The 23945-nt window shown below is 73.4% G+C and carries 21 protein-coding genes; 12 read left to right on the forward strand and 9 right to left on the reverse strand.

Annotation, left to right across the window (positions count from 1 at the left end; translation table 11 throughout):
• Positions 1–60 precede the first annotated feature (60 nt).
• Positions 61–924 carry a p-hydroxycinnamoyl CoA hydratase/lyase gene (locus LP52_RS20180; protein WP_040275870.1) on the reverse strand — a complete coding sequence of 288 codons (864 nt, stop codon included), beginning with the start codon at positions 922–924 and terminating at the stop codon, positions 61–63.
• A gap of 65 nt (positions 925–989) precedes the next feature.
• On the opposite strand from LP52_RS20180, the gene LP52_RS20185 reads away from it, so the two are divergent.
• On the forward strand, positions 990–1472 hold the full coding sequence (locus LP52_RS20185) for a MarR family winged helix-turn-helix transcriptional regulator (protein WP_040275871.1): 483 nt from the start codon (positions 990–992) through the stop codon (positions 1470–1472).
• A gap of 205 nt (positions 1473–1677) precedes the next feature.
• Positions 1678–3249 (forward strand): long-chain-fatty-acid--CoA ligase, encoded by a 1572-nt coding sequence (locus LP52_RS20190; protein WP_040275872.1) that lies wholly within the window; start codon positions 1678–1680, stop codon positions 3247–3249.
• A gap of 82 nt (positions 3250–3331) precedes the next feature.
• Here the strand turns inward: LP52_RS20190 and LP52_RS20195 are convergent, their stop codons facing one another.
• Positions 3332–4288 carry an NADP-dependent oxidoreductase gene (locus LP52_RS20195; RefSeq protein ID WP_040275873.1) on the reverse strand — a complete coding sequence of 319 codons (957 nt, stop codon included), beginning with the start codon at positions 4286–4288 and terminating at the stop codon, positions 3332–3334.
• Between the two features lie 194 nt (positions 4289–4482).
• Positions 4483–4884, reverse strand: coding sequence for a DUF2267 domain-containing protein (locus tag LP52_RS20200; protein ID WP_040275875.1), 402 nt, complete (start codon positions 4882–4884; stop codon positions 4483–4485).
• Positions 4885–5275: 391 nt separating this feature from the next.
• Between LP52_RS20200 and LP52_RS27835 the strand changes: the two genes are divergently transcribed.
• Both LP52_RS27835 and LP52_RS20210 read left to right on the forward strand, forming a co-directional pair.
• A complete protein-coding gene (locus tag LP52_RS27835; protein ID WP_040275879.1) occupies positions 5276–6004 on the forward strand; it encodes a DUF2267 domain-containing protein in 729 nt (242 codons plus the stop codon).
• A gap of 477 nt (positions 6005–6481) precedes the next feature.
• Positions 6482–7573, forward strand: a complete 1092-nt coding sequence (locus tag LP52_RS20210) for a hypothetical protein (RefSeq protein ID WP_052810068.1) — start codon at positions 6482–6484, stop codon at positions 7571–7573.
• 175 nt (positions 7574–7748) lie between these two features.
• On the opposite strand, the gene LP52_RS20215 is transcribed toward LP52_RS20210, so the two are convergent.
• The 3 genes from LP52_RS20215 to LP52_RS20225 all read right to left on the reverse strand — a co-directional run bounded on the left by LP52_RS20215 (position 7749) and on the right by LP52_RS20225 (position 12221).
• Positions 7749–10019 carry an alpha-galactosidase gene (locus tag LP52_RS20215; protein WP_238581012.1) on the reverse strand — a complete coding sequence of 757 codons (2271 nt, stop codon included), beginning with the start codon at positions 10017–10019 and terminating at the stop codon, positions 7749–7751.
• Positions 10020–10214: 195 nt separating this feature from the next.
• Positions 10215–10835 (reverse strand): DUF4352 domain-containing protein, encoded by a 621-nt coding sequence (locus LP52_RS20220; protein ID WP_040275881.1) that lies wholly within the window; start codon positions 10833–10835, stop codon positions 10215–10217.
• Between the two features lie 351 nt (positions 10836–11186).
• Positions 11187–12221, reverse strand: a complete 1035-nt coding sequence (locus LP52_RS20225; protein WP_169775391.1) for a LacI family DNA-binding transcriptional regulator — start codon at positions 12219–12221, stop codon at positions 11187–11189.
• 247 nt (positions 12222–12468) lie between these two features.
• Here LP52_RS20225 and LP52_RS20230 point away from each other — a divergent pair, with 247 nt between their 5' ends.
• The 3 genes from LP52_RS20230 (at position 12469) to LP52_RS20240 (ending at position 15984) form a co-directional block, all read left to right on the forward strand.
• Complete coding sequence (locus LP52_RS20230; protein ID WP_084723357.1) at positions 12469–13800, forward strand: MFS transporter; 1332 nt, start codon at positions 12469–12471, stop codon at positions 13798–13800.
• A gap of 75 nt (positions 13801–13875) precedes the next feature.
• The gene (locus LP52_RS20235) at positions 13876–15204 is read left to right on the forward strand and encodes a sulfatase-like hydrolase/transferase (RefSeq protein ID WP_040275882.1); all 1329 of its coding nucleotides are present in this window, start codon (positions 13876–13878) and stop codon (positions 15202–15204) included.
• Between the two features lie 252 nt (positions 15205–15456).
• Positions 15457–15984 carry an inorganic diphosphatase gene (locus tag LP52_RS20240; RefSeq protein ID WP_040275884.1) on the forward strand — a complete coding sequence of 176 codons (528 nt, stop codon included), beginning with the start codon at positions 15457–15459 and terminating at the stop codon, positions 15982–15984.
• 111 nt (positions 15985–16095) lie between these two features.
• Here the strand turns inward: LP52_RS20240 and LP52_RS20245 are convergent, their stop codons facing one another.
• The gene (locus LP52_RS20245; protein WP_040275885.1) at positions 16096–17586 is read right to left on the reverse strand and encodes a carboxylesterase/lipase family protein; all 1491 of its coding nucleotides are present in this window, start codon (positions 17584–17586) and stop codon (positions 16096–16098) included.
• Between the two features lie 311 nt (positions 17587–17897).
• Here LP52_RS20245 and LP52_RS20250 point away from each other — a divergent pair, with 311 nt between their 5' ends.
• A complete protein-coding gene (locus tag LP52_RS20250; RefSeq protein WP_040275887.1) occupies positions 17898–18779 on the forward strand; it encodes an SCO6745 family protein in 882 nt (293 codons plus the stop codon).
• A 73-nt stretch (positions 18780–18852) separates the two neighbouring features.
• Here the strand turns inward: LP52_RS20250 and LP52_RS20255 are convergent, their stop codons facing one another.
• A complete protein-coding gene (locus tag LP52_RS20255; protein ID WP_040275888.1) occupies positions 18853–19179 on the reverse strand; it encodes a winged helix-turn-helix transcriptional regulator in 327 nt (108 codons plus the stop codon).
• A gap of 94 nt (positions 19180–19273) precedes the next feature.
• Between LP52_RS20255 and LP52_RS20260 the strand changes: the two genes are divergently transcribed.
• Together LP52_RS20260 and LP52_RS20265 are read left to right on the forward strand one after the other, a co-directional pair.
• A complete protein-coding gene (locus tag LP52_RS20260; protein WP_040275890.1) occupies positions 19274–20194 on the forward strand; it encodes an NAD(P)-dependent oxidoreductase in 921 nt (306 codons plus the stop codon).
• 85 nt (positions 20195–20279) lie between these two features.
• Positions 20280–21077: a protein phosphatase 2C domain-containing protein gene (locus tag LP52_RS20265; protein WP_040275892.1), complete on the forward strand. Its 798-nt coding sequence runs from the start codon at positions 20280–20282 to the stop codon at positions 21075–21077.
• A gap of 22 nt (positions 21078–21099) precedes the next feature.
• Here LP52_RS20265 and LP52_RS20270 read toward each other — a convergent pair whose 3' ends face one another.
• Complete coding sequence (locus LP52_RS20270; RefSeq protein WP_040275894.1) at positions 21100–21687, reverse strand: hypothetical protein; 588 nt, start codon at positions 21685–21687, stop codon at positions 21100–21102.
• Between the two features lie 222 nt (positions 21688–21909).
• Between LP52_RS20270 and LP52_RS20275 the strand changes: the two genes are divergently transcribed.
• Entirely contained in the window at positions 21910–22737 is an 828-nt protein-coding gene (locus LP52_RS20275; protein ID WP_052810064.1) for an enoyl-CoA hydratase-related protein, read from the forward strand.
• A gap of 135 nt (positions 22738–22872) precedes the next feature.
• Entirely contained in the window at positions 22873–23829 is a 957-nt protein-coding gene (locus tag LP52_RS20280) for a quinone oxidoreductase family protein (protein WP_040275896.1), read from the forward strand.
• Positions 23830–23945: the final 116 nt, after the last annotated feature.

The raw sequence follows: 23945 nt of genomic DNA on the forward strand, positions 1-23945 counted from the left end.
GCCGCGGCGGGGGACGGGGCCGGGGCCCTTCCCGTCCCCCGGGGCCGTGGCGGCACGGACTCAGCCGCGCGCGTAGCGGCCCAGGCCCGGCCGGAAGCTCTTGGCGTCGAGGAACTGCTCCATGCCCTGGCTGCGCCCTTGTTCGGGGTCGAGGAACTGCGACTGCTCCAGCTTGGCGTAGAGGTAGTCCTCGGCCTGGTCCCAGGGCATCTCGGCGGCGAGCTTGTAGCCGGTCTTGGCGGCCCGCAGGACGACGGGGTTCATGTGGGCCAGGCGCAGGGCGAGATCGCGGGTCCGCTCGCGCAGGCGCTCGCCCGGAACGGCCTCGTTGACCAGGCGCATGCGCTCGGCCGCCCGTCCGTCGAAGGCCTCGCCGGTCATGATGTGGTACAGCGCGTCGCGCTGCGGCACGAGCGCCGCGAGCGCCCGGCTGACCACGCCGCCGGGCGGGATGCCCCAGTTGATCTCCGAGAGGCCGAAGCCCGCGTCCTCGTCGGCGACGGCCAGGTCGCAGGCCACGAGCGGGGTGAACGCGCCGCCGAAGCACCAGCCGTTGACCATGGCCACGGTCGGTTTGGAGTAGGTGGACAGCCGCCGCCACTGCCATTCCGCTGCGGTCCGGCGCACGCGGTTCTGCAGCGCGGGGTCACCGGAGGCGTCGACCTCGCGGAAGTACTCCTTGAGGTCCATCCCGGCGCTCCACGAGTCTCCCGCGCCCGTGAGGACCAGGACGCGGCAGCGCTCGTCGCCCTCCAGCGCGTCGAGGGTGGCGACCATCTCCTCGTTGAGGCGGGGATTCATCGCGTTGCGCTTGTCGGGCCGGTTGAGCGTCACCCAGGCGATGCCTTCGTCGAACTCGACGAGGACCGCCTCCCCCCAGGGCGGGGACGAGCCGTCGTGCGCGGCCCTGTCCGCAGACTCCATGTCAAACTCCTTGATATAAGGGACCTTGATGAATATGTAGCAAGGACCTTGATAATGTGTCAATCATGATCGAATCCGCTCGTGCGCAGGTCACGACCGAGGAATCCGAACCGCGCATCATCTACCTGGTCAAACGGATCGAGCTGATCGCCCGTGCACACCTGGACGGCGTCACCCGCGAGCACGGGCTGACCACCCTGCAGTACACGGCCCTGAGCGTGCTGCGGGCCCAGCCCGGGCTGTCCGCCGCGCAGCTGGCCCGGCGCTCCTTCGTCAGCCCGCAGGCGATGACCGAGATGGTGGGCGCGCTGGAGGCCAAGGCGATGATCCGCCGCGAGCCCGACCCGGAGAACCGGCGCGTGCTACGCGCCTACCTGACCGACGAGGGCCGCGCGGCCCTGGAGGCCTGCGACCGCGGGGCCGACCTCCTGGAGGAGCGCATGCTGCGCGACGTCGCGCCCGAGGACGCCGCCGCCCTGCGCCGCGCCCTCACCACCTGCGCCTCCGGCCTCACCGCGTTCACCGCGGCGGAGGCGGCGCACGCCTGAGGTTCCGGTCTGCACGGCGGCTGCCGCACGCCGGTCTGCCGCCGCCGCTCGCGGCGGCCGTGCGACGCGCGATTCCCCCGCTGCGAGCTGGTCGGGTGCCGGTTGTGTGCCGGTCTTGTCCCGAGTGGCGGGCGCGCCGTATTTTCGTGGCACCCAGGTACCCGGGGACGATACGCACGCCGCCGCTGTCAGGAGAGAAGTCGCCATGGAAACCGCCCTTACGCCGCTGGAGTTCGCCCGCCGTACGCGCAGGCTGCATCCGCAGCGCGAAGCGGTCGTCGACCAGGGCACGCGGCTGACCTACGAGCAGTTCTTCGACCGCTGCGACCGCTGGTCGGCCGCGCTGGAGCGGATGGGCGTGGGCAAGGGCGACCGCGTCGCCTACATCGCCCCCAACACCCACGCGCAGCTGGAGTCCTTCTACGCCGTGCCGCAGCTGGGCGCGGTACTGGTGCCGATCAACTACCGGCTCTCCGCCGACGACTTCGTCTACATCGTCAACCACTCCGGCGCCACGGTGCTGTGCGCGCACTCCGACCAGCTGGCCGTGGTCGACGGCGTGCGCGACCAGATGCCCGGCGTGCAGCACTTCGTCGCGCTGGAGGGCTCCGGCGAGGGCTGGCAGGACTACGAGTCCCTCGTCGCCGCCGCGCAGCCGCAGTTCACACGGCCCGAGATCGCCGAGACCGACCTGCTGACGATCAACTACACCAGCGGCACCACAGCCCGCCCCAAGGGCGTGATGATCACCCACCGCAACGCCTACATGAACGTGGTGGGCACGCTGCTGCACCTGCGCATCGGACTCGGCGAGCGCTACCTGTGGACGCTGCCGATGTTCCACGCGAACGGGTGGACCTACACCTGGACGGTCACCGCGGCGGCCGCCGCACACGTGTGCCTGCGCGCCATCGACCCCGGCCGCGTGTTCGACCTGATCCGCGAGGAGGGCGTCACCTGGCTGTGCGCGGCGCCGACGGTGCTGATCACCCTGGCCAACACCCCCGAGGAGGTCCGCGGCGCGGTCCCGCCCGGCGTGCACGTGGTCACCGCCGGGGCCTCCCCCGCCGCCGACACCATCGAGCGGCTGGAGGGCACCTTCGGCTGGTCGGTCACCCACGTCTACGGGCTCACCGAGACCACGCCGTTCATCACCGTGTGCGAGCCCTGGCCCGAGCACGCCGACCTGGCCGGCAACGAGCGCGCGGCGGTCAAGGCGCGCCAGGGCGTCGAGCTGATCACCTCCGGCGAGCTGAAGGTCCTCGACTCCGAAGGCGGCGAGGTGCCCTGGGACGGCACGACGGTCGGCGAGATCGCGGTGCGCGGCAACGTCGTGATGGCCGGCTACTACCAGGACCCCGAGGCCACCGAGAAGGTGATGGGCGACGGCTGGTTCCGCACCGGCGACGCCGCGGTCACCCACCCCGACGGGTTCGTCGAGATCCAGGACCGCATCAAGGACGTCATCATCTCCGGCGGCGAGAACATCTCCTCCATCGAGGTCGAGGGCGTCCTGCTGCGCCACCCCGCCGTCCTGGAGGCGGCGATCGTCGGCGTGCCGCACGAGCGCTGGGGCGAGACGCCCAAGGCCTCGGTGGTCCTGCGTGAGGGGGCCGCGACCACCGAGGAGGAGCTGATCGGCTTCGCCCGCGACAACCTGGCGCACTTCAAGGCGCCCACGCAGGTGGAGTTCGTGGACCAGCTGCCCAAGACGGCAACCGGCAAGATCCAGAAGTACGTGCTGCGCAAGGGTGCCTCGGCGGTGTCCAGCCAGTAGCCTCCCCGCAGCCGCCGGGCTGCACGTGCGGGCGGCCGTGGCGCCGACGCCGCCACGGCCGCCGGCGCCACGACTGCGCCGCTCAGGCCTCGCCGGCCACGTCGATCACGAGCTTGCCGGTGGTGCGGCCCGTCTCGCCCGCGCGGTGGGCGTCGGCGATCCGTTCCAGGGGGAAGACCTCGCTGATGTGCGGGCGCAGGCGGCCCGAGTCCGCGAGGTCGGCGACGGCCGTCATACCGGCGTGGTCGGACTCCACCAGCATGGGCTTGGCGTGCACGCCGCGCTGATCGGCCTCGTCGAGCAGCCCCTCGGGAGGGATCGGCAGGATCGTGACCATCGTGCCGCCGCCGCGCAGCACGCGCAGCGAGCGGAAGGCGTTGTCGCCGCCGATGGTGTCGAGCACGGCGTCGGCCTTGTCGACCACCTCGGTGAAGTCGGTCTCGCGGTAGTCGATGGGCTCGTCGACCCCGACCCCGCGCAGGAAGTCGTGCTTGCCGGCGCTTGCGGTGCCGAAGACGCGGGCGCCCAGGGACGTGGCGATCTGCGCTGCGAAGTGTCCGACGCCGCCCGCGGCCGCGTGGACGAGCACGCGGTGGCCCGACTCCACGTGCGCGGTGTCCACCAGGGCCTGCCAGGCGGTCAGCGCCGCGAGCGGTATGGCACCGGCCTCCACGTGGCTCAGCCCTCGGGGCTTGCGTGCGAAGGAGCGCGCGGGGCCGACCGCGTACTCGGCGAAGGCGCCCGCCCCGTAGGGGTAGGGCAGCATCCCGAAGACCTCGTCGCCCGGCTCGAGTACGGTCACGCCGATCCCCACGGCCTCGACCACGCCCGAGACGTCCCAGCCCAGCACGTAGGGCGGATCGCCGAGGAACAGGCGATCGGAGCGGTGCTTCCAATCGGTGGGGTTGAGCCCGGCAGCGTGCACCCGCACCAGGACCTGCGAGGGGCCGGGCCGGGGCACGTCGAGCTCCACTTCGTGGAGCACCTCGGGGCCACCGTGGGCGTTCTGCGACATTGCGCGCATGGTTTTGGCGGTCATACCTTCAGCCTCTCGTGACCGGGCCGTGCGGCAAAACGAACGGGCCGCGGCGGTGCGCCCGCGTATGGCCCCGGCCCGCGCCGCAGCGGGCCGGGCGCGGCAGGGCGGTGCCGAGGCGCGCCGGATGGTCCGCGCGTGCCCGGCGGCCAGCCGTCGACCGGCCGCCGCGTTCATGCGCGGCGAGCGCTACCGCCTCAGGCGTTGCCGCTGCTGCCCGCCAGCGAGAACGCGCGCAGGTCCTCGGGCATCCCCTCGCGGACCTTGCCCATCACGTTGCCGGTGGTCGCCTCGTCGAGCAGTTCGAACACCACGCGGGCGGCGAAGGCGGCCTTCGGCTCGTCGGCGTGGGCGCGCTCGGCCACGCGGCGGACGAACTCGTCCTGGCCGAACCGCTGGGTGGGCACCCACTGCTCGGTGACGCGCCGGACGTTCTCGCCGATCTCCTGCGGGAGCTGAGCGGCGAGATCGTCGGCGAGGTCGGGGTTGATCCGCTCGGCGATGGTCTCCAGCGTCGCCCGGGTGAACGCCTGGGCGGCGCCGCGGCTGTCGAGGTGGGCGCGATCCTGTACCTGACCGATGAAGGCGTCGTGCTTCATGTCCCCCTCCAGTCCGTCGTGGAAGCGGTACCGACCGGTTCTGCGCCGTTCACCGGACGGCCTGACTTGTCGCAGGTCCGCTACCACCAGATGCGCAGGCTATGCACCCGCGACGGCGCACTCGCCCGACCGAGGGGACCTGGCCCCGCTCACGCCCCTCCGCTGCCGCCACTGCCCCCGGCCCCCGGACCGGCGCGCTGCCTGCGGTTCCGCCCTACCCCGCGCCGGTTTCACCGCACCGCGTCGGGTTAGTCGGCCCACAAGCCGCGGGTGCGGCGCCGACGAGCGACCGCCGCCCCGACCGCGCCCGGCGCGGCGCGCTCCGGCGGCGGCGCGGCGGTCCGCCCGGCGCCCGCCCCGGCCCCGTGCAGCCGAATCGAGAGGTGGGCCGATGGTCGCGCATCAGGAACTCGTGGAACGGGTCGCGGCGCACAGCGAGGTGGGTGACACCGACCAAGCGGGGCGGGCGATCCGTGCGGTCATCCCCTCGGTCGCCCGACGGCTCGACGCGCAGACGCGCCAGGAGCTCCGCGACAGCCTGCCCGCGTCCCTGTGGAGCGAACCGCCTCAGGCGCGGGACCCGGAGATCGACCGCGTGGAGATGGCCACCGGTACCAGCGGAATCGCCCAGCAGGTCGCCGGCGACCTCGGCTGCGAACCTGAACAGGGACTGCACGTCACGCGCGTCGTGCTGGCCGAGATCGCCCGATCCGAGCCGTCGGTCTCCGACGGCCTGGCGTCCGCCCTGCCCCAGGAGCTTGCGGGCTGGATCGCCGACCCCACGGGGGCCCGAGGCCGGGCCGACACCGGGTTCACCGGCGAGCCCAGCCGACTGGACAAGGAGACCCTCGACGCCGCCCTGCAGCGCCTGCCCCAGTGGGAGGCCGACGGCGACTCCCTGGTGCGTACCGTGCAGGTCCCCGCCGACCGGATCCCGCCGCTGCTGTCGCGCCTCGACAAGCTCACTGGCGAAGCGGGGCACAGCGCCCGCCACCGGCGCACGACCGACGGCATCCAGTTCGTCCTGCAGACGGCCTCGGTGGGCGCCGTCACCACTGCCGACGTCGAGCTGGCCGAACAGATCGACCAGGCGGTGGCCGAGGTGGGCTCGGGCGGCTGAGCGCGAGCCGCCACGGCAGCCTGCGGCGGCCGCGTCCGGGCCTCGCTCCGCGCGACGGCGGAACGGCGCCCTGCCGGCCCCCGTATCGGCCGCCGGCAGGGCCCGGCGAGCGGGGGCCGGCCCGGTTCCAACGCGGGCCGGCCCCCGTGTCTGGCGTCCGCTCGCCTCACCCCCGCCTCGCGGGGGCACGTTCGAATGTAGGGCTCCCGTACGACATTCGGCGGCGGGCGTCCACAGGCCGCTGCGCACGGCAAGGGGGGCGGAGGGCCCGGCGCTGCTCGCGTTCCTATCGCACGGGGGTTCCGGTACCGTTCGACCAACCGGATCCGCCACCGCGCGGCGCGGTCCGGCGCCGGCTCGGCCGACGCAGGGCACGGCGGCACACCTGATCGAATCCCGGCGTTCGCTCAGGGTTCGCTCCCTGCTCGCCCGGCGCCGGTAGCTTTTGCGCGCAGTGCCTAGGAAGTGGAGTATTCGGTGGCCGAGCGGCTCGTCTTGCACATCGGAGTGCAGAAATCCGGAACGACCTATCTGCAGCAGATGATGCAGGACCGCACAGAGGAGCTCGCCGCGATCGGCGCGCTCTATCCGGTCCCGCCGCGGCGGCGAGCGGGCGCCACGCGGGTCAACTACCACGAGACCGCCACCTATGCGCTGCTGGGCGACGAGTACTCCTGGGTCACCGAGGAGCGCGCCGCGAAGGAGCGCACGTGGTGGGAGAACCTGCACAAGCAGGTGCGGTCGTGGGAAGGAACCGCGATCGTCTCGGCCGAGGCGCTGTCGGTGGTGCGCACCGAGGCCGCCCGCAAGACGATCGATGCGCTGGGCGCCTCCGACACCCGGGTGTTCATCACCGCGCGCGGGCTGGGCAAGCTGCTGCCGTCGGTGTGGCAGCAGCACATCCGCAACGGCAAGTCCAGCAGCTTCCACTCCTACCTGCGCCAGCTGGCCCGGCAGCGCGAGTCGGGCTGGGACCCGCTGGAGGAGGACCACAACACCCACCTGTGGCGCGCGTTCGCACTGGGCCGACTGGCTCGGCGGTGGGCCTCGATCGTGGGTCCCGACAAGGTGACGCTCATCAGCAACCCGGGGTCGCCCGCCGACCGGCTGTGGCACCGGTTCCTGGAGGCGATCGAGCTCGGCGACGCCTCGGGCGTCCCCGCACCCGACGACACCACGACCGTGCACAGCGGAGTCACCGCGCCCGAGGCCGAAGTGCTGCGTACGCTCAACTCCAACCTCTCGGGGGCCGAGTGGCCGGCCGATGACGCCCGGCGGCTGCGCACGCGGATCATAGAGGGGTTCGCACAGCGCTCCCAGCGCGGGCCGCGGCTGGGCATCCCCGCGCGGTTCCGCGAATCGGTGGACTCCTGGAGCCGTACCGACATCGAGGACCTGCGCGAGTCGGGCGTCCGCGTCGTCGGCGACCTGGACGAGCTGCTCTACTCGGCCGGCGCCGAGCCGCCCGAGCCGACCGTGAGCGACGTCGCCGAGGCCGCGGGCAGCGCGGCGGCGACGGCCGCCGCATGGTCGCCGAGCCTGAAGAGTTCCCTGTCCAAGGCGGTGTGAGGGCCGCGTAGGCCAGGCGCCGCGACGGGCACGGACGACCCGCCGGGGCCGCCGTCCCCGACGGCGGCCCCGGCTTTCGCGGCGCGCTCAGCAGCCCGGCTGCAGCGGTTCGCCCGCAGATCGCCGGCGGCCGGGCCGTCCGGCGGCATTCGGCGTCGGGGCGGGCCGCCTGCCGCTACTCTTCGGCGACGGCCTCGATCAGCACCGCCTGGGCCGGGAAGAGCCGGGGCATGGGGATCCCCAGGTGTTCCAGGGCGGTGCCCGTCACGACCGGGGCGGGTGTGGCGGCGTGCATCCACCCGGGCGCGCCCGCATCGCCGCGGGTGGGATCGCCCAGTTCGGTGCGGTGGAGCAGGGTGTAGCGCCGCTGCGGGTCGAGCCCGGGCAGCGTGGTGCGGCCGGGTTGCTCGGCCGGCGCCGTCTCCAGGCGTGCGAAGCAGTAGAGCGCGCGCTCGCCCGCCTGCGACACGACGCCGTGCAGCAGGGCTCCGGCATCGGTCTCGTCGCTGCGCACGGTGCGGCCGGTGTGCAGCAGGGGCCGGAACTCGCGCACCAGCGCCGTCCACGCGGCCACCGTGGCGAGATCCCGTTCGGAGCAGTCGGTGAGGTCCCACTCGATGCCGGCGTGGCCGAACAGGGAGGTGGCCAGCCGGAACGCGGTCTCGGTCCGGCGGTGGGTGGTGTGGGCGACCGGCGGGCCCGCGTGCGAACCGACGAGTTCGGGCGGCAGCAGCAGGCCGGTCCAGCGCTGGATGGTCTGGCGCTCCACCGGGTCGTTGCAGTCGGAGGCCCAGACCCGTTCCGTGCGAGCCAGGATGCCCAGGTCGACGCGTCCCCCGCCGCTTGAACACGATTCGAACTCCACGTGGGGGTGGCGCTCGCGCAGCGAGTCCAGCAGGGCGTAGAGGGCGCGTGTCTGGCGATGGACGCCGGGGACGCGCCCGGTGCCCGCCTCCGATGCGCCCGCATCCGCGGATCCGGCACCGGCCGCGTGCACGGCCTCGTACAGGTCGCGGTTGTGGTCCCATTTCACGTACCGGACGGGATAGCGCCGCAGGAGCGCGTCGAGCCGGTCGTGGATGTGCTGCCAGGTATCGGGGCGCGCGATGTCCAGCACGTACTGGTGGCGCCACGAGCGGCCGGGGGCGCCCTCGGGGTGCAGCAGCCGGTCGGGGCCGCTGCGGGCGAGGTCGGAGTCGAGGTTGACCATCTCCGGTTCCACCCACAGGCCGAAGTCCATGCCCAGCGCCCGCACGTGCTCGATGATGGGGTCCAGACCCTGCGGCCAGGTGTCGGGGTCCACGGTCCAGTCGCCCAGGCCGCTGCTGTCGCTGCGCCGCCCCCGGAACCAGCCGTCGTCGAGCACGAAGCGCTCCACGCCCACGGCGGCGGCGCTGTCGGCCAGCGTGCGCAGCCGGTCCAGGTCGTGGTCGAAATAGACCGCCTCCCAGGTGTTGAGCACGATCGGGCGCGGCTGGGCGGGATGCTCGGGACGGGCGCGCAGGGCGGCGTGCAGGCGTTCCGAGACGCCGTCGAGCCCGGCGGTGGAGTGGGCGAACACGACCTCGGGAGCTTCGTAGGACTCCCCCGGCTCCAGCCGGATCTCGCCCGGGCGCAGCGCCTCGGCGCCGCCCAGCACGGCCGAGTGGGCGCCGGCGCCCTCAGGCAGCCGCTCGACGAGGTACTCCTGGTCGCCGCTCCAGGCGACGTGGGCGGCCCAGACCTCGCCCGCGCGGAACCCGAACGCGCGGGTGCCGGCGGCCATCAGCAGGGGGCTGTCGTGGCCGGGGCGGCCGCGCAGGGCGCGCCGCAGCACCGTGCCGTCGGCCATGGCGCGCCGCTGCGGGCTCCGCTCACGCACCCACCGGCCGGTGAGGTCGAGGACCTCGGCGGCGCGGGCGGGCAGCGGGAGCAGCAGACGCAGCCCGGCGAGGTCGTAGGGCGCGCGGGGGTGTTCGGGGCCGCCGGGGTCCGCGGCGGCCGGGGCGGGCTCGGCGGTGACGGCGGCGCCGGCCCGCAGCACCCCGCAGTCGTCGAGCCGGTAGCGCAGTTCCACCGCGAGGCCGGCGCCGGGATCGTGCAGGTCCAGTAGGAGGGTGTCGGCGGATGCGCCGGAGTCGGTGCTGTGGCCGCGCAGCCGCAGCCGCGGTGCGGTGGCCGCCCCCGCGCGGTGTCCGCTGAGCGCCGGGGTTCCGGCCCAGGCGTCGGCCTCGGTAGGCAGGACGGTGAACCCGCGCGGGGTGTCGGGAGCGCTGCCGGGCACCGCGGGAACGGAGGTGGTGCGCAGGTGCTCGGCGGCCCCCGGTGGGAGGGGGCCGAGATCGGCGCCCCAGTGCAGCACCTCGGGCAGCCCGCCGCCGGCCCTGGGCGCGAGGTCGACGACCAGCCCCGCCCCGCCCCGGCGCAGGACGGCCACGGGCGCGGCGGGAGTGCTCGAAGCGGTCACGGTGCGCCTCCACAAGGGCTTCGGGGAGCTGGCTGTGCGTCCTTCGAGGCTAGACGACCACCCGGCGGCGGACTCCCCGGCGGGGACACTCCACGACCCCCGCTCCAGCATGTCCCCGGAGCCGTTCCCGCCCCCCGAAACCGCCCTCGGGGCCGAGCGCAGCAGAGCACCCGGCGGCGCCGGCCGCTCCCCTCTCTACGGTTCGATGACCGCCGGGGAGCCCGAACCGTAGGGATCGGAGCGCAGTTCCAGCGAGACGATCTCCGCGCCCTGCGGCATCTCGAAGACGACGTCCGTCTCCTCGCTGGCTCCGGGGTTCAGATCCTCGCTGCAGTAGGTGTCGCACGCGGCCAAGGCGGCGTCGAAATCGTCGACGTACTGATTGGCCTCGGCATCGTAGGCGTAGGAACCGCCCCAGTCGAAGTAGGCCGGAGCCGACGACTCGTTGGTGATCTGGACGTTGAAGATCACGAACTCGCTGCCGTCTGCGGCCCGGTCGGTGGTTCCCATGCCGTCGGTTATCACGCCGTCGTCGTCCACATAGGCCTCGTTGACGCGCATGGCGAAGACGCCGTCGCTTCCGGCGAGTCCGGTGAACGCCCCCAGCGGCGGAGCGGACTCGGGAGCCGGTTCCGCCTCCTGCTCCGCTTTCCCGCCCTCTTCCCGGGGCACGGTCTCCGTCTCGGTGGCGGTTTCGGTCTCCGGCTGGGAACCGGCCGCGGGCTCCGCGGACTCGCCCGTGGAGCAGGCGGACAACCCGGCCAATCCGGCCAGCACGGCCGTCGGCGGTGCGCCGGCGAGGAGTCTGTTGTTCATGGTTCTACCCGATCGCCTGCCGTCCGGGGAGTCCGGAGGTGCGTCGGATCGTGATCCGGCTCTCGGCCCGGCACGCGTCCCGCTGAGGGAACGCGTCCGGCGCCACAGGGTGCCCGAGTGCCTCGGGGACGGGTGGAGCAGGTCCGGTGTCCTCGGAACGGTGTGGATTGCGGTTGCGGCGCGACGTCCCGTCGCCCGCGGGCCCGCCCGAGCGGTCGCGCGGGGAGGCCGTGTCCTCCCTGTTCCCCCTCGCCCCCGCGCGAATCCGGGTGAAGCGAACCATTCGACCAGGTCGGTCACCGCTCGTGCCGACGCCCCCGGGCTCCGACCGAGGGCTTCGACCGAGGGCCGTCATGCGGAGTCCCGGACGATGAGCTCCCAGCGGGCGCTCATCACCTCGCCGTCGAGGGGGGCTCCGGCGTCCAGGCGCTCGAAGAGGCGGGCGACCTGGGCGGAGAAGTCGAACTCGCGTGCGCCCACCGTCGTGAGGGCCGGGGTGATCACCAGCCCTTCGGAGATGTTGCCGATGCCGCTGACGGCCAGCCCGCCGGGCACCGGGACACCGTGGTCGCGGGCGGCCCACACCGCGTCGATCGCGGCGCGGTCGGTGGCCGATACGACGGCTGTAGGCGGGTCGGGACGGCGCAGCAGGTCCCGCACCGCGGCGTAGGCCTGGGAGCGGGAGTCGGCCACGGGCAGCACCAGGTCGGTTGCGGCGCAGATGCCGTTCTCCTGCAGGACCTGCCGGTAGCTGCTCAGTTTCACCGACGGGGCGGTGCGACGGCTGTCCTCGCCCGGGTGGCCGAGGTAGGCGATCCGGCGGTGGCCCGCGGCGATCAGGTGCTCGACGGCGTCGCGGCAGGCCCGGGCGCGGTCCTGGCGCACGACGTCGAAGCCCTCGGGGGCGAGGTCGTCGTCGAAGACCACCAGGGACAGCCCTTGCCGGGCCAGCACCGCGAGTTCCTCCGGATCCACCGGGCAGTCGGGCAGCAGGACCGCGCCGTCGACGTAGCGCTCGCGCAGGACGCGCAGCAGCGCCTCTCCGGCGGCGGCACCGCTCATCGGCAGCGCCACCACGCCCAGGCCGCGCTCGGCCGACGCCTCCTGCATCTGCTCGGCCAACCGGTCCGACCAGGGGCTGGAGGGCGCCGGGTACATCAAGGCGACCAGGCCGCTGCGCCGCCGGCGCAGGCTGCGCCCGGCGTGGTCGACCTGGTAGCCCATCTCGGCGACAGCGCGCAGCACCCGCTGGCGGGTCTCCTCGGGCGGCGGCTTCGCACCGCCGCGGCGGCCGCTGAGCACGTAGGAGACCGTCGCGGTCGATACGCCCGCGCGGCGGGCGATGTCGCGTTGCGTGGGTCGTTCGGGAGGCTCGGTCACTGCCACGTCCAGCACACTAGTCCGCTGCCGTGCGGGCTCCGGATCCCGGTGCGCCCTCGGACGCACCGTGCGACGCGCACCGCTGGACGATCCCGGAGCGGCGGATGTAACGTACGCCATGTTAATCGAATAACAGACCTCGCCGCGGCACTCGCGGCGACCTCCGGCGCGTCGGGCGCGGTCCGCCCGCGTCCCGCACCGTCGCCGCTCCCCCGGAACTCCGCCGCGCCATCGCCGATCCACGAGGGCCGACATGACAAGCCCGAGCGAATCCACACGCCAGCCGATGTCCAAGGTCGTCGCGGCCAGCCTCTCCGGCGCACTGCTGGAGTGGTACGACTTCAACCTCTACGGGCTCTCGGCCGCGCTGGTCTTCAACGAACTCTTCTTCCCCGACGCCGATCCCCTGGTCGGCACGCTGGCCTCGCTGGCGACGTTCGGCGTCGGCTTCGTCTCGCGCCCCGTCGGCGCGCTGCTGTTCGGCCACCTCGGCGACCGCGTCGGGCGCAAGCAGATCCTCGTCGCCACGATGCTCATCATCGGCGGCGCGACGTTTCTGATCGGGCTCCTCCCCGACTACAACACGATCGGCGTCTGGGCGCCGATCCTGCTGGTCGCACTGCGCCTGATCCAGGGCCTGGGCCTGGGCGGCGAGTTCGGCGGCGCGTCGCTGCTCACGGTCGAGCACTCGCCGCGCTCCCGGCGCGGCTTCTGGGGCAGCCTGCCCCAGACCGGCGGCCCCATCGGCTACCTCATCGCGGTGTCGGTGGTGAGCCTGTTCGCCCTGATGCCCGACGACGACTTCCTCGCCTGGGGCTGGCGCGTCCCCTTCCTGCTCAGCGCCGTACTCCTGGTGGTGGGCCTGATCGTACGGCTCAAGATCGCGGAGACGCCCGCCTTCGACCGCGTCAAGCAGGCCGAGACTCAGGAGCGCCTCCCGCTGTGGACCGCGCTGAAGCGCCACCCCCGCAGCATCGTCGTGGGGTTCGGCGCCCGCCTCGGCGAGGCCGGGACCTCCCAGATCTACCAGCCCTTCGCCATCAGCTTCCTGACCACCACGCTCGGCTACGCCCAGGGCGTCGCCCTGACCGGGATCGTCGTCTACAACGTCATCGGGCTGGCGCTGATGCCGGTGGCCGGGGCCCTCTCCGACAAGGTCGGCCGCCGCCCGCTGTACATGACCGGCGGCGTCCTCGTCGCGCTGACGGCCTTCCCCTACTTCTGGCTACTGGAGACGGGCAGCATGTGGTGGGCGTGGATCGGCATGGGCATGGCCGCCGTGGGCGGCGCTGTGTGCATGTCGAGCCTGCAGGCCACACTGTTCACCGAGATGTTCAGCGTGAAGGTCCGCTACTCCGGCATGTCCTTCGCCTACCAGTCCTCGGCCATGGTCGCCGGCTTCGTACCGGCCATCGCCACCTCGCTGCTGATCGCCGGCGACGAGGCGGCCTGGCCGGTGGCGTTGCTGGTCGTCGGCCTGGGCACGGTCTCGGTGGTCTCGACGCTGTTCATGCGCGAGACCCGGCACGTCGACACCGCCGAGCGCGAGGAGGAGGCGGCCGCGGTCGGCGGCCCGACGCAGTAGCGACGCACCGAGCGAAGTCCGTCGCGGCGGCCCCACGGCCCGCCGCGACGGCGAGAAGGCGAGGATTCGACCGCAGTGACCAGCACTTCCGGGGCCGACCGCACCAACGTCATCGTGTTCTTCACCGACCAGCAGCGGTGGGACGCGACCGGCGCGCACGGCGCTCCCCGCGACCTGACCCCCAACTTCGACCGGATGGCCGCGGAAGGGGTGCACGTGTACAACTCCTTCACCTGCCAGCCGGTCTGCGCGCCGTCGCGCGCCTCGTTGCAGACCGGGCGCTACCCCGCCCAAGTCGGCTGCTTCCGCAACAACATCCCGCTGCCCGAGGACACGCCCACGCTCGCCGACCGCTTCAACGAGGCGGGCTACGACACCGGCTACATCGGCAAGTGGCACCTGGGCGACACCGACACCGCCGGTCCCGTGCGCCCCGAACAGCGGGGCGGTTACCGCGACTGGCTGGCCTCCAACCTGCTGGAGTTCACGTCCGACGCCTATGAGACCACGCTCTACGACGGCGACGGCCGGGCCCGCGAACTGCCCGGCTACCGCGCCGACGCGCTCACCGACGCCGCAGTCGACTACATCTCCCGCGAGCGCGACGCCCCGTTCCTGCTGTTCCTGTCCTTCCTGGAGCCCCACCACCAGAACCAGCGCGACGACTATCCGGCGCCCGAGGGCTACGCAGAGCGCTACGCCGGCACCTGGACACCCGGCGATCTAGCGGCGCTGGGCGGCAACTCCGCCGAGCACCTCGGCGGCTACCTCGGCATGGTCAAGCGGCTGGACGAGTGCCTCGGCCGGGTGCTCGCCGCGCTGAACGAACAGGGACTGGCCGAGAACACCGTCGTCCTGTTCACCTCCGATCACGGGTGCCACTTCAAGACCCGCAACGCCGAGTACAAGCGCAGCTGCCACGACGCCTCCATCCGCGTGCCCACCGTCCTGCGCGGGCCCGGCCTGGACACCGGCCGCCCGCTGCAGCGCCTGGTCAGCCACATCGATCTGCCGCCGACGCTGCTGGACGCGGCAGGCTTGAAGGTTCCCGAGGAGATGGACGGGCGCTCGCTGCTGCCGCTGGTGCGCCGCGAGGCCGACGACCGGCCCGACGACGTCCTGGTGCAGATCAGCGAGGCGGAGCTGGGCAGGGCGCTGCGGACCCCGCGGTGGAAGTACGGCGTGGTGGCCCCCGATGCCGACGCCTGGGACACCCCCGCGGCCGACCGCTACGTCGACGCCTACCTCTACGACCTCCACGACGACCCGCACGAGCTGCACAACCTGATCGCGGACCCGGCCTGCGCCGAGACGGCCGCCGCGGTCCTGGATCCGCTGCGCAAGCGGCTGGCCCAGCGCCTGGCGGAGACGGGCGAGTACCCGGTGATCGAGCCCGCGCGCTGAGACCGGCGGATCCGTCCTTCGCCCGGCGCCGGGTGTACCACCGCACGCGTGTGCGCATGCGGGAATCGGGGGTAGGGGGCGGAAGCGGACCGGGCTGCGGGTAGCGTGCGGCATGGTGACCGGCACGGCGGGCGCGCTCCGCGGGCAGCGCCGCAACGGAAGCCGTGCCGAGCGCCCACGGGGAGGGGGGTGCGCCGACCCCGGCGTCGGCCGCCTCGGCGCCACTACCGAAACACCGCGAGGAGGGTACGCATGGAACTCGACATGGTCGTCGAGATCCCGCAGGGGTCGCAGAACAAGTACGAGATGGACCACAAGGTGGGCCGCATCCGGCTCGACCGCACCCTGTTCACGTCGACGCAGTACCCCGCGGACTACGGCTACATCCCCGGCACGCTGGCCGAGGACGGCGAGCCGTTGGACGCCATGGTTCCGCTTGAGAAGCGTTCCTTCCCCGGCTGCGTGGTGCGGGTGCGCCCCGTCGCGGTGTTCTGGATGCAGGACGAGCGGGGCCCCGACGCCAAGGTCCTGTGCGTGCCTGTGGGCGACCCGCGCCAGGACCACATCCGCGATCTGCGCAACATGCCCGAGTTCCAGCTGCAGGAGATCACGCACTTCTTCGACATCTACAAGCGGCTGGAGCCGGGCAAAAGCTCTGAGGTCCGCGGTTGGCAGGACCGCGCCTCCGCTGAGGAGACGGTGGAAGCGGCCCAGCGCCGGGCCGCGGAGGCGGGCGGCGAGACCGCCGGGAACGCCGAGGCCGAGACGCCGTCACTCTGACGGGGGCTGCCGCGGCGGCCGACCGCCGCGGCAGCCGAGGGGAGCCGTCCCTCGGTCCAGGCCGACCCGCAGGCGAGGCGGCGCCGGACGCGCCCCGGCCGGCAGCTCGGGCTAGTCGACCACGCCGTCCCACAGCCCGCGGGTCCGGGCGTCCGGGTCCTCCACGACCTGCGGTTCCGGCGCGTCGAAGCGCATGACCGGGCGCCGCCGCAGGTCCCATCGGGGCCAGTCGAGGTCGCCGGTGGAGGCGAAGCGGACCCAGGCCCGGTGCATGTCGTCCGCGAGCTGCTGCGGCGCCTGCGGGCCGGCGAGGTTGCGGCCGTCGGCCAGGTTGTCGAAGACGAACGGGATCTCCAGGGCGTGGCACGCGCCGAGGCGCCCGCCGAGCCTCTGGGAGCGCCAGGCGAAGTCGTAGCCGTAGGTGCGCCCACTGCCGCCCGCCGCGGCCCGCGCCTCCAGCACGCGGGTGGCGGGCACCCGGAAGACGGCGTCGGTGCCCAGATCGGCGAGGGCATCGCCGGGGGTGGGGTTGCGCCGGGTGTAGACCTCGACGGCATCGGGGGCGAGCCCGATCCCGGCCGCCTGGGCGGCGACGTGTTCAGCGCGGATGTGGTCGATCAGGCCGGGCGCGGCCAGGAAGAGCCGGTACTCCTGGGTGGTCGTACCGATCAGCAGGTCCTTGTCGGCCGCCTCCCCCGCGCGCAGCGCGTCGACGGGCCGGCGGGTGAGCAGTTCGCCGTCGACGGCAGGCGAGAACGGCAGCGTGCCCAGGGCGGGCAGCCGCTCGCCCCACAGCCCGGTGTCGGCGCTGCCGCGCAACTCGGCGATGATGCGGGTCTGCTCCTCCTGCAGCCGCTTGGGCGACACCTCGGCCAGTTCCGCGCCCGTGGGCCCCACGTCCAGGCGCCCGGCGAGCACCCGCCCCACGGTGCGGGCGTCCTCGGCGCGCAGCGTGTTGTGTCCGGCGCCGGACTGGGCGATGGCCCGCCGGAACAGCGCGCGGGCGCGCGGGATCGCCATCAGGGTGGTCACGCTCATGGCGCCCGCGGACTCTCCGAAGACCGTGACCTGGTCGGGGTCGCCGCCGAACGCGGCGATGTTGTCGCGCACCCACTCAAGCGCGGCGATCTGGTCGAGCACTCCGCGATTGGCCGGCGCGCCCTCGACGAGCGCGAACCCTTCGGCGCCCAAGCGGTAGTTGAAGGTGACCGCGACGGCGCCGCTGCGGGCGAAGGCGCTCGCCTCGTAGCCGGGTTCGGCGCCGGATCCGTTGGTGAACGCCCCGCCGTGGATCCACACCATGACCGGTAGCCCGCGCTCGCCGGTTCCGGGGGTCCAGACGTTGAGGTTGAGGTACTCGTCTCCGGGGATGCTGCGCTCGGGCAGCGCCTCGGCGATACCGGCCTCGTAGGGCGGGTGGGGCGCGGTCGGGCCGTATTCGGCGGCTTCGCGCACTCCCGTCCACGGTTCCGGCGGGCGGGGCGCCGCGAAGCGCGCCTGCCCCACCGGGGGTGCGGCGTAGGGAATGCCTCGGAAGGCGCTGATCCCGCCTTCGGCGACACCGCTGACGCGACCGGACGCGGTCGTGGCCAAGGCCTCCATAAGCGCTCCCCACTGCAGTTGTCGGGCGGCCCGCCGACCGGCGCACCGCCGTAGACGTTCCTATGCAAACCGACCGGTCGGTGTCAACAGGGGATGCCGGCGCCCATTCCGCGGGGCGGCATGGCCCGGGCGACACGCCTTGTCTAGCCTTGCGGAACGAAGCGGTCGCCGCACCGCAGCTGCCGGCGCCCGACCGCCGAACACCCCCTTCCCGCCTCACTCGACGCCCTGCCCGACCGCCCCGCCTGCCGAGCGCTGCGGAGCGCCGCCCGCCTGCGCAGCGTTTCCACCCACGCCACGAGGAGATCGCCATGGCCCACGACGCGCCGTCCCCCGACAACGCCCGCACCGCGTGGTCGGCGCTGGAACCCGTCCACGTCCCCGTCTACTTCGCTCACGAGGCCCAGGCCCGCTACGCCTCCATCGGCCTGGAGAACCCCGCGATGCACTACTTCGCCTCGCGCTCGGCCCCCATGGGCGCCGTCGGCCCCGGCGCTGTGGCTGCGGCGTTCTACAACTTCAATCCCCAGGCGGTGCGCGCGGTCATCCCCCACGCCTGGTCGCTGGCCGCACCCGAGACGGTGCTGGCGGCCCGCAACGACGTCGCCGACCGTATGCTGCGCCGCGTGCTCGGCGAAGAGGCGGTGGACTCCGACCCCGTGAAGGAGGCCGCCGAGATCGCCCGCACGGCGGCGCTGGCGGCCGCCGAGCTTCCGTACGGGCGGCCGCTGTTCGCCGGCCACGCCGGTCTGGAGTGGCCCGACGAACCGCACATGGTGCTCTGGCACGCCGCCACCCTGCTGCGGGAGTTCCGGGGGGACGGCCACATCGCAGCGCTCGTCGACGCCGGCGTCTCACCCATGGACGCACTCGTGTCGCACGCGGCCACCGGCTCGATCAAGCTCTCGTTCCTGCGCAAGAGCCGCGGCTGGAGTGAGGAGGACATGGACGCGGGCGTGCGCGGGGCCGTCGAGCGCGGACTGGTCACCACCGACGAGGCGGACACCCCGTCTCTGACCGACACCGGCCGCACCATGCGCAGCCACCTGGAGGAGCGCACCGACTCCCTGTCGGTCGAGCCCTACGCGGCGATCGGCGGCCGGGGCTGCGAGCGCCTCGCGGAGCTGATGCGGCCCTTCCTCGAAGCGCTCAAGGCCGAGGGCCTGCGGCCGGGCACCCGGAACAAGCGGTAGACCGAAACCCCTGCGGCCGACCGCCGCAAAGGCCGGCGCACCGGGCCGGCACGGCCGGCCGCAGGGCCGCCGATCAGGCCCGGACCTCGCGGATGGCGTCCATGTGCTCCTCTCCCCACTCCCCGAGCGGCCGCAGCGCCCGATCCAGCGCGGCCCCCTTGCGGGTGAGCCGGTAGACCACTTTGGGCGGCACCTGCTGGTGGATCTCGCGGTGGACCACGCCGTCGCGTTCGAGCTCGCGCAGCTGCTGGGTCAGCACCTTCTCGGAGACCCCCGACAACTCGCGCCGCAGTTCGCCGGTCCGGCGCGGCTCGACGCTCAACGCCCAGAGGATCAGGGGCTTCCACTTGCCGCCGACGACCGCGACGGCGGCGTCCAGCCCGCACAGGAATTCGACCATGCCGCACACTCCTCGGGTACACCCACCTGCAGGTAAGTACCGAACAAAATAGTGGGTACTTGCCGCAGGCGCCGCACCGTCCAATGCTTGCGGCATGACGAATCCAGCCTCATCATCCGCACAGCAGGGCGTCTCGGTGGTCGGTCTCGGCCCGATGGGGTCCGCACTGGCACGCGCGTTCCTCGCCGAAGGGGTGCCCACCACCGTGTGGAACCGGACCCGTGCCAGGACCGAGGCGCCGGCATCGGAGGGCGCGGACGTCGCCGCCGACCTCGCATCCGCGGTGCGTTGCGCCCCCACGATCGTGACGTGCCTGCGCGACCACCGGTCCACTCGCGAGCTGCTCGAACCCCTTCCGGCCGAGGACCTGGCCGGGCGCACCGTGGTGGTACTCGCCTCCTCGTCCCCGGTCGAGGCCCGCGAGACCCAGGCATGGGCGGACGCGCGGGGACTGGACCTGCTCATCGGCGCGATCATGGTGCCGACGCCGCTGATCGGCACCGAGGACTCGCTGATCCTCTACAGCGGCCGAAAGGAGGTGCTGGAACGAAGCCGCCCGGCGCTGGAGGTCCTCGCACCGCGCTCGGAGTACGTCGGCGACGACCCCGGCCTGGCCGCCCTTCTCGACACCGGCATGCTCGAAGTCTTCTTCGCGGGGATGACCGGCTTCCTGCATGCGAGCGCGATGGCCACCGCGCAGGGATCGGCCGCCGCGGACTTCGCGCCGTGGGCCAAGGAGATGCTCGCGATCCTGCCGGCCGCCTTCGACGGCCTGGCCGCGGCCGTCGACGCCGGTGAGCATCCCGGCGACGAGGACAACCTGGCCATGGAACTGGCCGCGCTCGACCACATCGTCCGAACCAGCCGCGAATCGGGACTGGACAGCCGGTTCCCCGAGCTCATGCACGGCCTTGCGCGCACCGCGGTCGACCGGGGCCACGGCGCCGACGGCTGGTCGCGTGTCGTGGACATGCTGCGCACCGCCCCGGCGCCGGAAGCGGCGCAGGCCGGGTGACCGGGGCCGCGGCGGGTCCGGGACTGCTGCGACCCGCCCGGCCGGTGCGCGGGTGCGGCACGCGGACGCCTCGTAGGCTTCTCGGATGCGCATCAGCTTCGCCAGCGATCAGGGCCAAGGGCGGGCCAACGAGGACCGGGTGTGCGCCGGGGACGCGTGGGCGCTGGTGATCGACGGGGCGACCGCCGTACCGGGGCTCGACACCGGGTGCCGGCACGGCGTCTCGTGGCTGGTGGACCGGCTGAGCGGCACGCTGGCCGGGGAACTCTCCGCCGAGGAGCCGGCGCCGCTGACCGACTGCCTGGCTGCGGCGGTCGAATCCACACGCCGCGCGCACGGAGCGGGCTGCGACCCGGACCATCCCGACAGCCCGTCGGCCACCGTGGCCGTGGTCCGCCCCGAGCCCGCCGGTCCTGACGCTCCGCCCGGTCCGCGCAGACTGGAGTACCTGGTGCTGGCCGACTGCACCGTTGTGCTGGCCGAGGCCGACGGCGAGGTCGCCGCGATCACGGACGACCGGGTGGAGCACCTGCCCGGCGGCCGCCCCTACAGCGCCGAACTGGTGCGCACCCACCGCAATGCCGAGGGCGGCTTCTGGGTGGCGGGCGCTCTGCCCGAGGCGGCCTACCGCGCGGTAACCGGGGTCTCGCGCACCGCCGGGGCGCACTTCGCGCTGATGACCGACGGCTGCGCGCGCCTCGCGGGCCTCTTCGGCCACCCCTGGCCGCGGATCTGGCGAAGCCTGGAGTCCGGCGGCCCCGACTCCCTCCTCGCCTGGGTACGGGCCGAGGAGGAGCGCCGCGGGGCGTCCGTCGCCAAGCGCCACGACGACGCGACAGTGGTCGCGGGCGCCTTCGCCCCGCGGGCACGGCCGACCGGGTGAACGCGCGGGAGCCGGGCGGGTGTCAGAAGGGCGCCGTGCGTACCGCGGCCGGATTGTCCCAGCGGTCGACGGCGTCGCCGGGCCCGCTGATGCCCGGTCGACGCTTCTCCATGCCGGCGGAGTCGCACACGTCGGCGATGAAGCTGCGGAACTCCTCGCACCCCTCGAAGTCGATCGCGAGGATGTGGTAGCTGTCGACCTCCCCGCTGATCGTCTCGATCCGCAGTTCGGGCAGGCCGTTCCGGTCGAACCCGAACTCCAGCGACTGGGGGACGCTGACGTGGGTCCGCAGCTGCACGCCGGCGATGTCGTCCAGGCGGTAGCGCCGTGTCACCGCGCACCGCCCGCGCCGCACGCGCCGGTAGTGCAGCACGGACTCGTCGAGGACGAAGCGCACGCGGCCGTAGGGCGCGCGGGTGCGCCATCCCACCAGGATCATCACGGCCAGGCTGATGACGGCCGCCGCCGCGCTGGCCCACACCACCGCGTCGCGGATCCCCCACAGCACGCACCCGGCGAAGAGCGCGGCTCCCCCGACCGCCACCTTGCCCAGCTGCTGCCAGAACAGGCGCGTGTCGTCGGTGTAGATCCGTGTGCGCGCAACTGCCACGGGTCGGCTCCCTCACCGTGGTCCTCGATCACGAGGCCGGTAATACCAAGGGGAATGTACCTGATTCGTCCCTGTTGGGGGGAGTACGGGCACTTCGCAGGTCGCAACACCATCCAGCCCGTAGGATCTGCCCGGCCGGCGACGCACGCCGGCCGCGCCCCGCCCCGGGTACGCACGGCAGCGGGCGGACGCCGCAGACCGCACGGAGGGACCATCACCGAAATGGCCGACAACAGCACGCCCGGGACCACGCCGCAGGAGACCGGCTCGGAGGACGCACCGGTTCTCAGCGAGCGCGACGGCGGCGTCCTGCGGTTGACGCTCAACCGCCGGGACCGGCTCAACGCCTGGACCCCGCAGATGGCCGAGCACTTGTTCGCCCTGCTGCGCGAGGCCGACGCCGACCCGCAGGTGCGCGCGATCGTGATCACCGGCGCCGGACGCGCCTTCTGCGCCGGAGCCGACATGGAGGCGCTGAGCGGGATCAGCGGCACACGCCTGGAGATCGACGGGCGCTCGATGGCGCTGCCCGCCACGCTGCGCAAACCGGTCGTCGCCGCGGTCAACGGCCCCGCGGCCGGTGTCGGACTGGCGCTGGCGCTCTTCTGCGACGTGCGCTTCGCCGCCGACGACGCCAAGCTCACCACCTCCTTCAGCCGGCGCGGACTGGTGGCCGAGTACGGGATCGCCTGGCAGTTGCCGCGCCTGGTCGGACAGGGACGGGCGATGGACCTGCTGCTGTCCTCCCGTGTCGTGCTCGGCGAGGAGGCGCTGCGCATGGGGATGGTGGACTTCAGCCTTCCCCGAGAGGACGTCCTGGCCGAGGCCCTCTCCTACGCGGGCACGCTGGCCGCCGAGTGCTCGCCGCGCTCGATGGCGGCGATCAAGGGCCAGGTGCTGCGTGCCCAAAGCAGCGGCCTCGACGCCGCGGCCGACGAGGCGGCCGGGTTGATGGCCGACGCCTTCGCCTCGGAGGACTTCGCCGAGGGCATCGGCAGCTACGTGGAGAAGCGGTCCCCCGACTTCCCGGGGCTCGGGGCGCAGGAGTGAAGCATCCGACACGCCGCTGAGGCACCCGGCACGGCACATCGGCGCCGCACGCGGCTAGGCTCGGTACATACCATCCGGTCGGTCTGCGGCGGCGCCGACCCGGCCGAGAAGTCCACGTTGGGAGACAGCAGCCCTATGCGAGCCATCCAGATCACCGAGTTCGGCGGCCCCGAGGTCCTCAACCTCACCGAGGCCCCGGACCCGGCGCCCGGCCCCGAGGACCTCCTCGTCGAGGTCGAGCGCGCCGGCGTCAACTACGCCGACACCCACCGGGTCGAGGACACCTACCTCTCCAGCACCGGCCTGCCGCTGATCCCGGGAAGCGAGGTCGCGGGACGGACCCCGGACGGCCGCCGCGTCGTCGCCATGGTCGACAGCGGCGGCTACGCCGAGCGCGCCGTGGCCTCGCCGCCCATGGCCTACGAGATCCCCGAGGGCGTGGACGCCGCCACCGCCCTCGCGCTGCTCATCCAGGGCTCCACCGCCTGGGTGCTGCTGCGGCGCAACGTCCACCTGGCCGAGGGCGAGTCCGTCGTGGTCCACGCCGGCGCCGGCGGGGTCGGCTCCCTGGCGGTGCAGCTGGCCAAGGCCTTCGGTGCCGGGCGGGTCATCGCCACGGCAGGCAGCCAGGACAAGCGTGAACTGGCCCTGGAGCTGGGCGCCGACGCGGCCGTGGACTCGCGCGCCGAGGACATGACCGCGGCCCTGGTCGAGGCCAACGAGGGCCGCCGCGTGGACGCGGTGCTGGACATGACGGGCGGGCGCGTCACCGACGAGAGCATGCACGCGCTGGCGCCCTTCGGCCGGCTCGCGTTCTACGGGATGGCCTCGCGCGAGGCTCCCAAGCCGGTGCAGCTGCCCAACCTGATGCGCTACTCGACGACGGTCAGCGGCATGTGGCTGCCGCACGCCTTCCAGCTGCCGGGCAACGTCGTGGGCGGCGCGATGGCCGAGATGTTCGACCTGGTGCGTGCGGGCCGCCTGCGCGCCGTGCTCGGCGGCGACTACCCGCTGGACCAGGCCCGCCGCGCCCATGAGGACCTGCGCTCGCGCGCGACCCGGGGCAAGCTGACACTGAACCCGGCCGCCTAGGGCCTGGTTTTGGTGGGCCACCAGCCCGGGGCGGCGGGGTGAGGGGCCGATGCCGGTACCGCTGATGGCCCACCTGCGGCTGCCCCGCACCGTCGGTCGCCCACCCACGCGCCCGG

The sequence above is a fragment of the Streptomonospora alba genome, from assembly GCF_000826685.1.
Lineage (GTDB): Bacteria > Actinomycetota > Actinomycetes > Streptosporangiales > Streptosporangiaceae > Streptomonospora > Streptomonospora alba.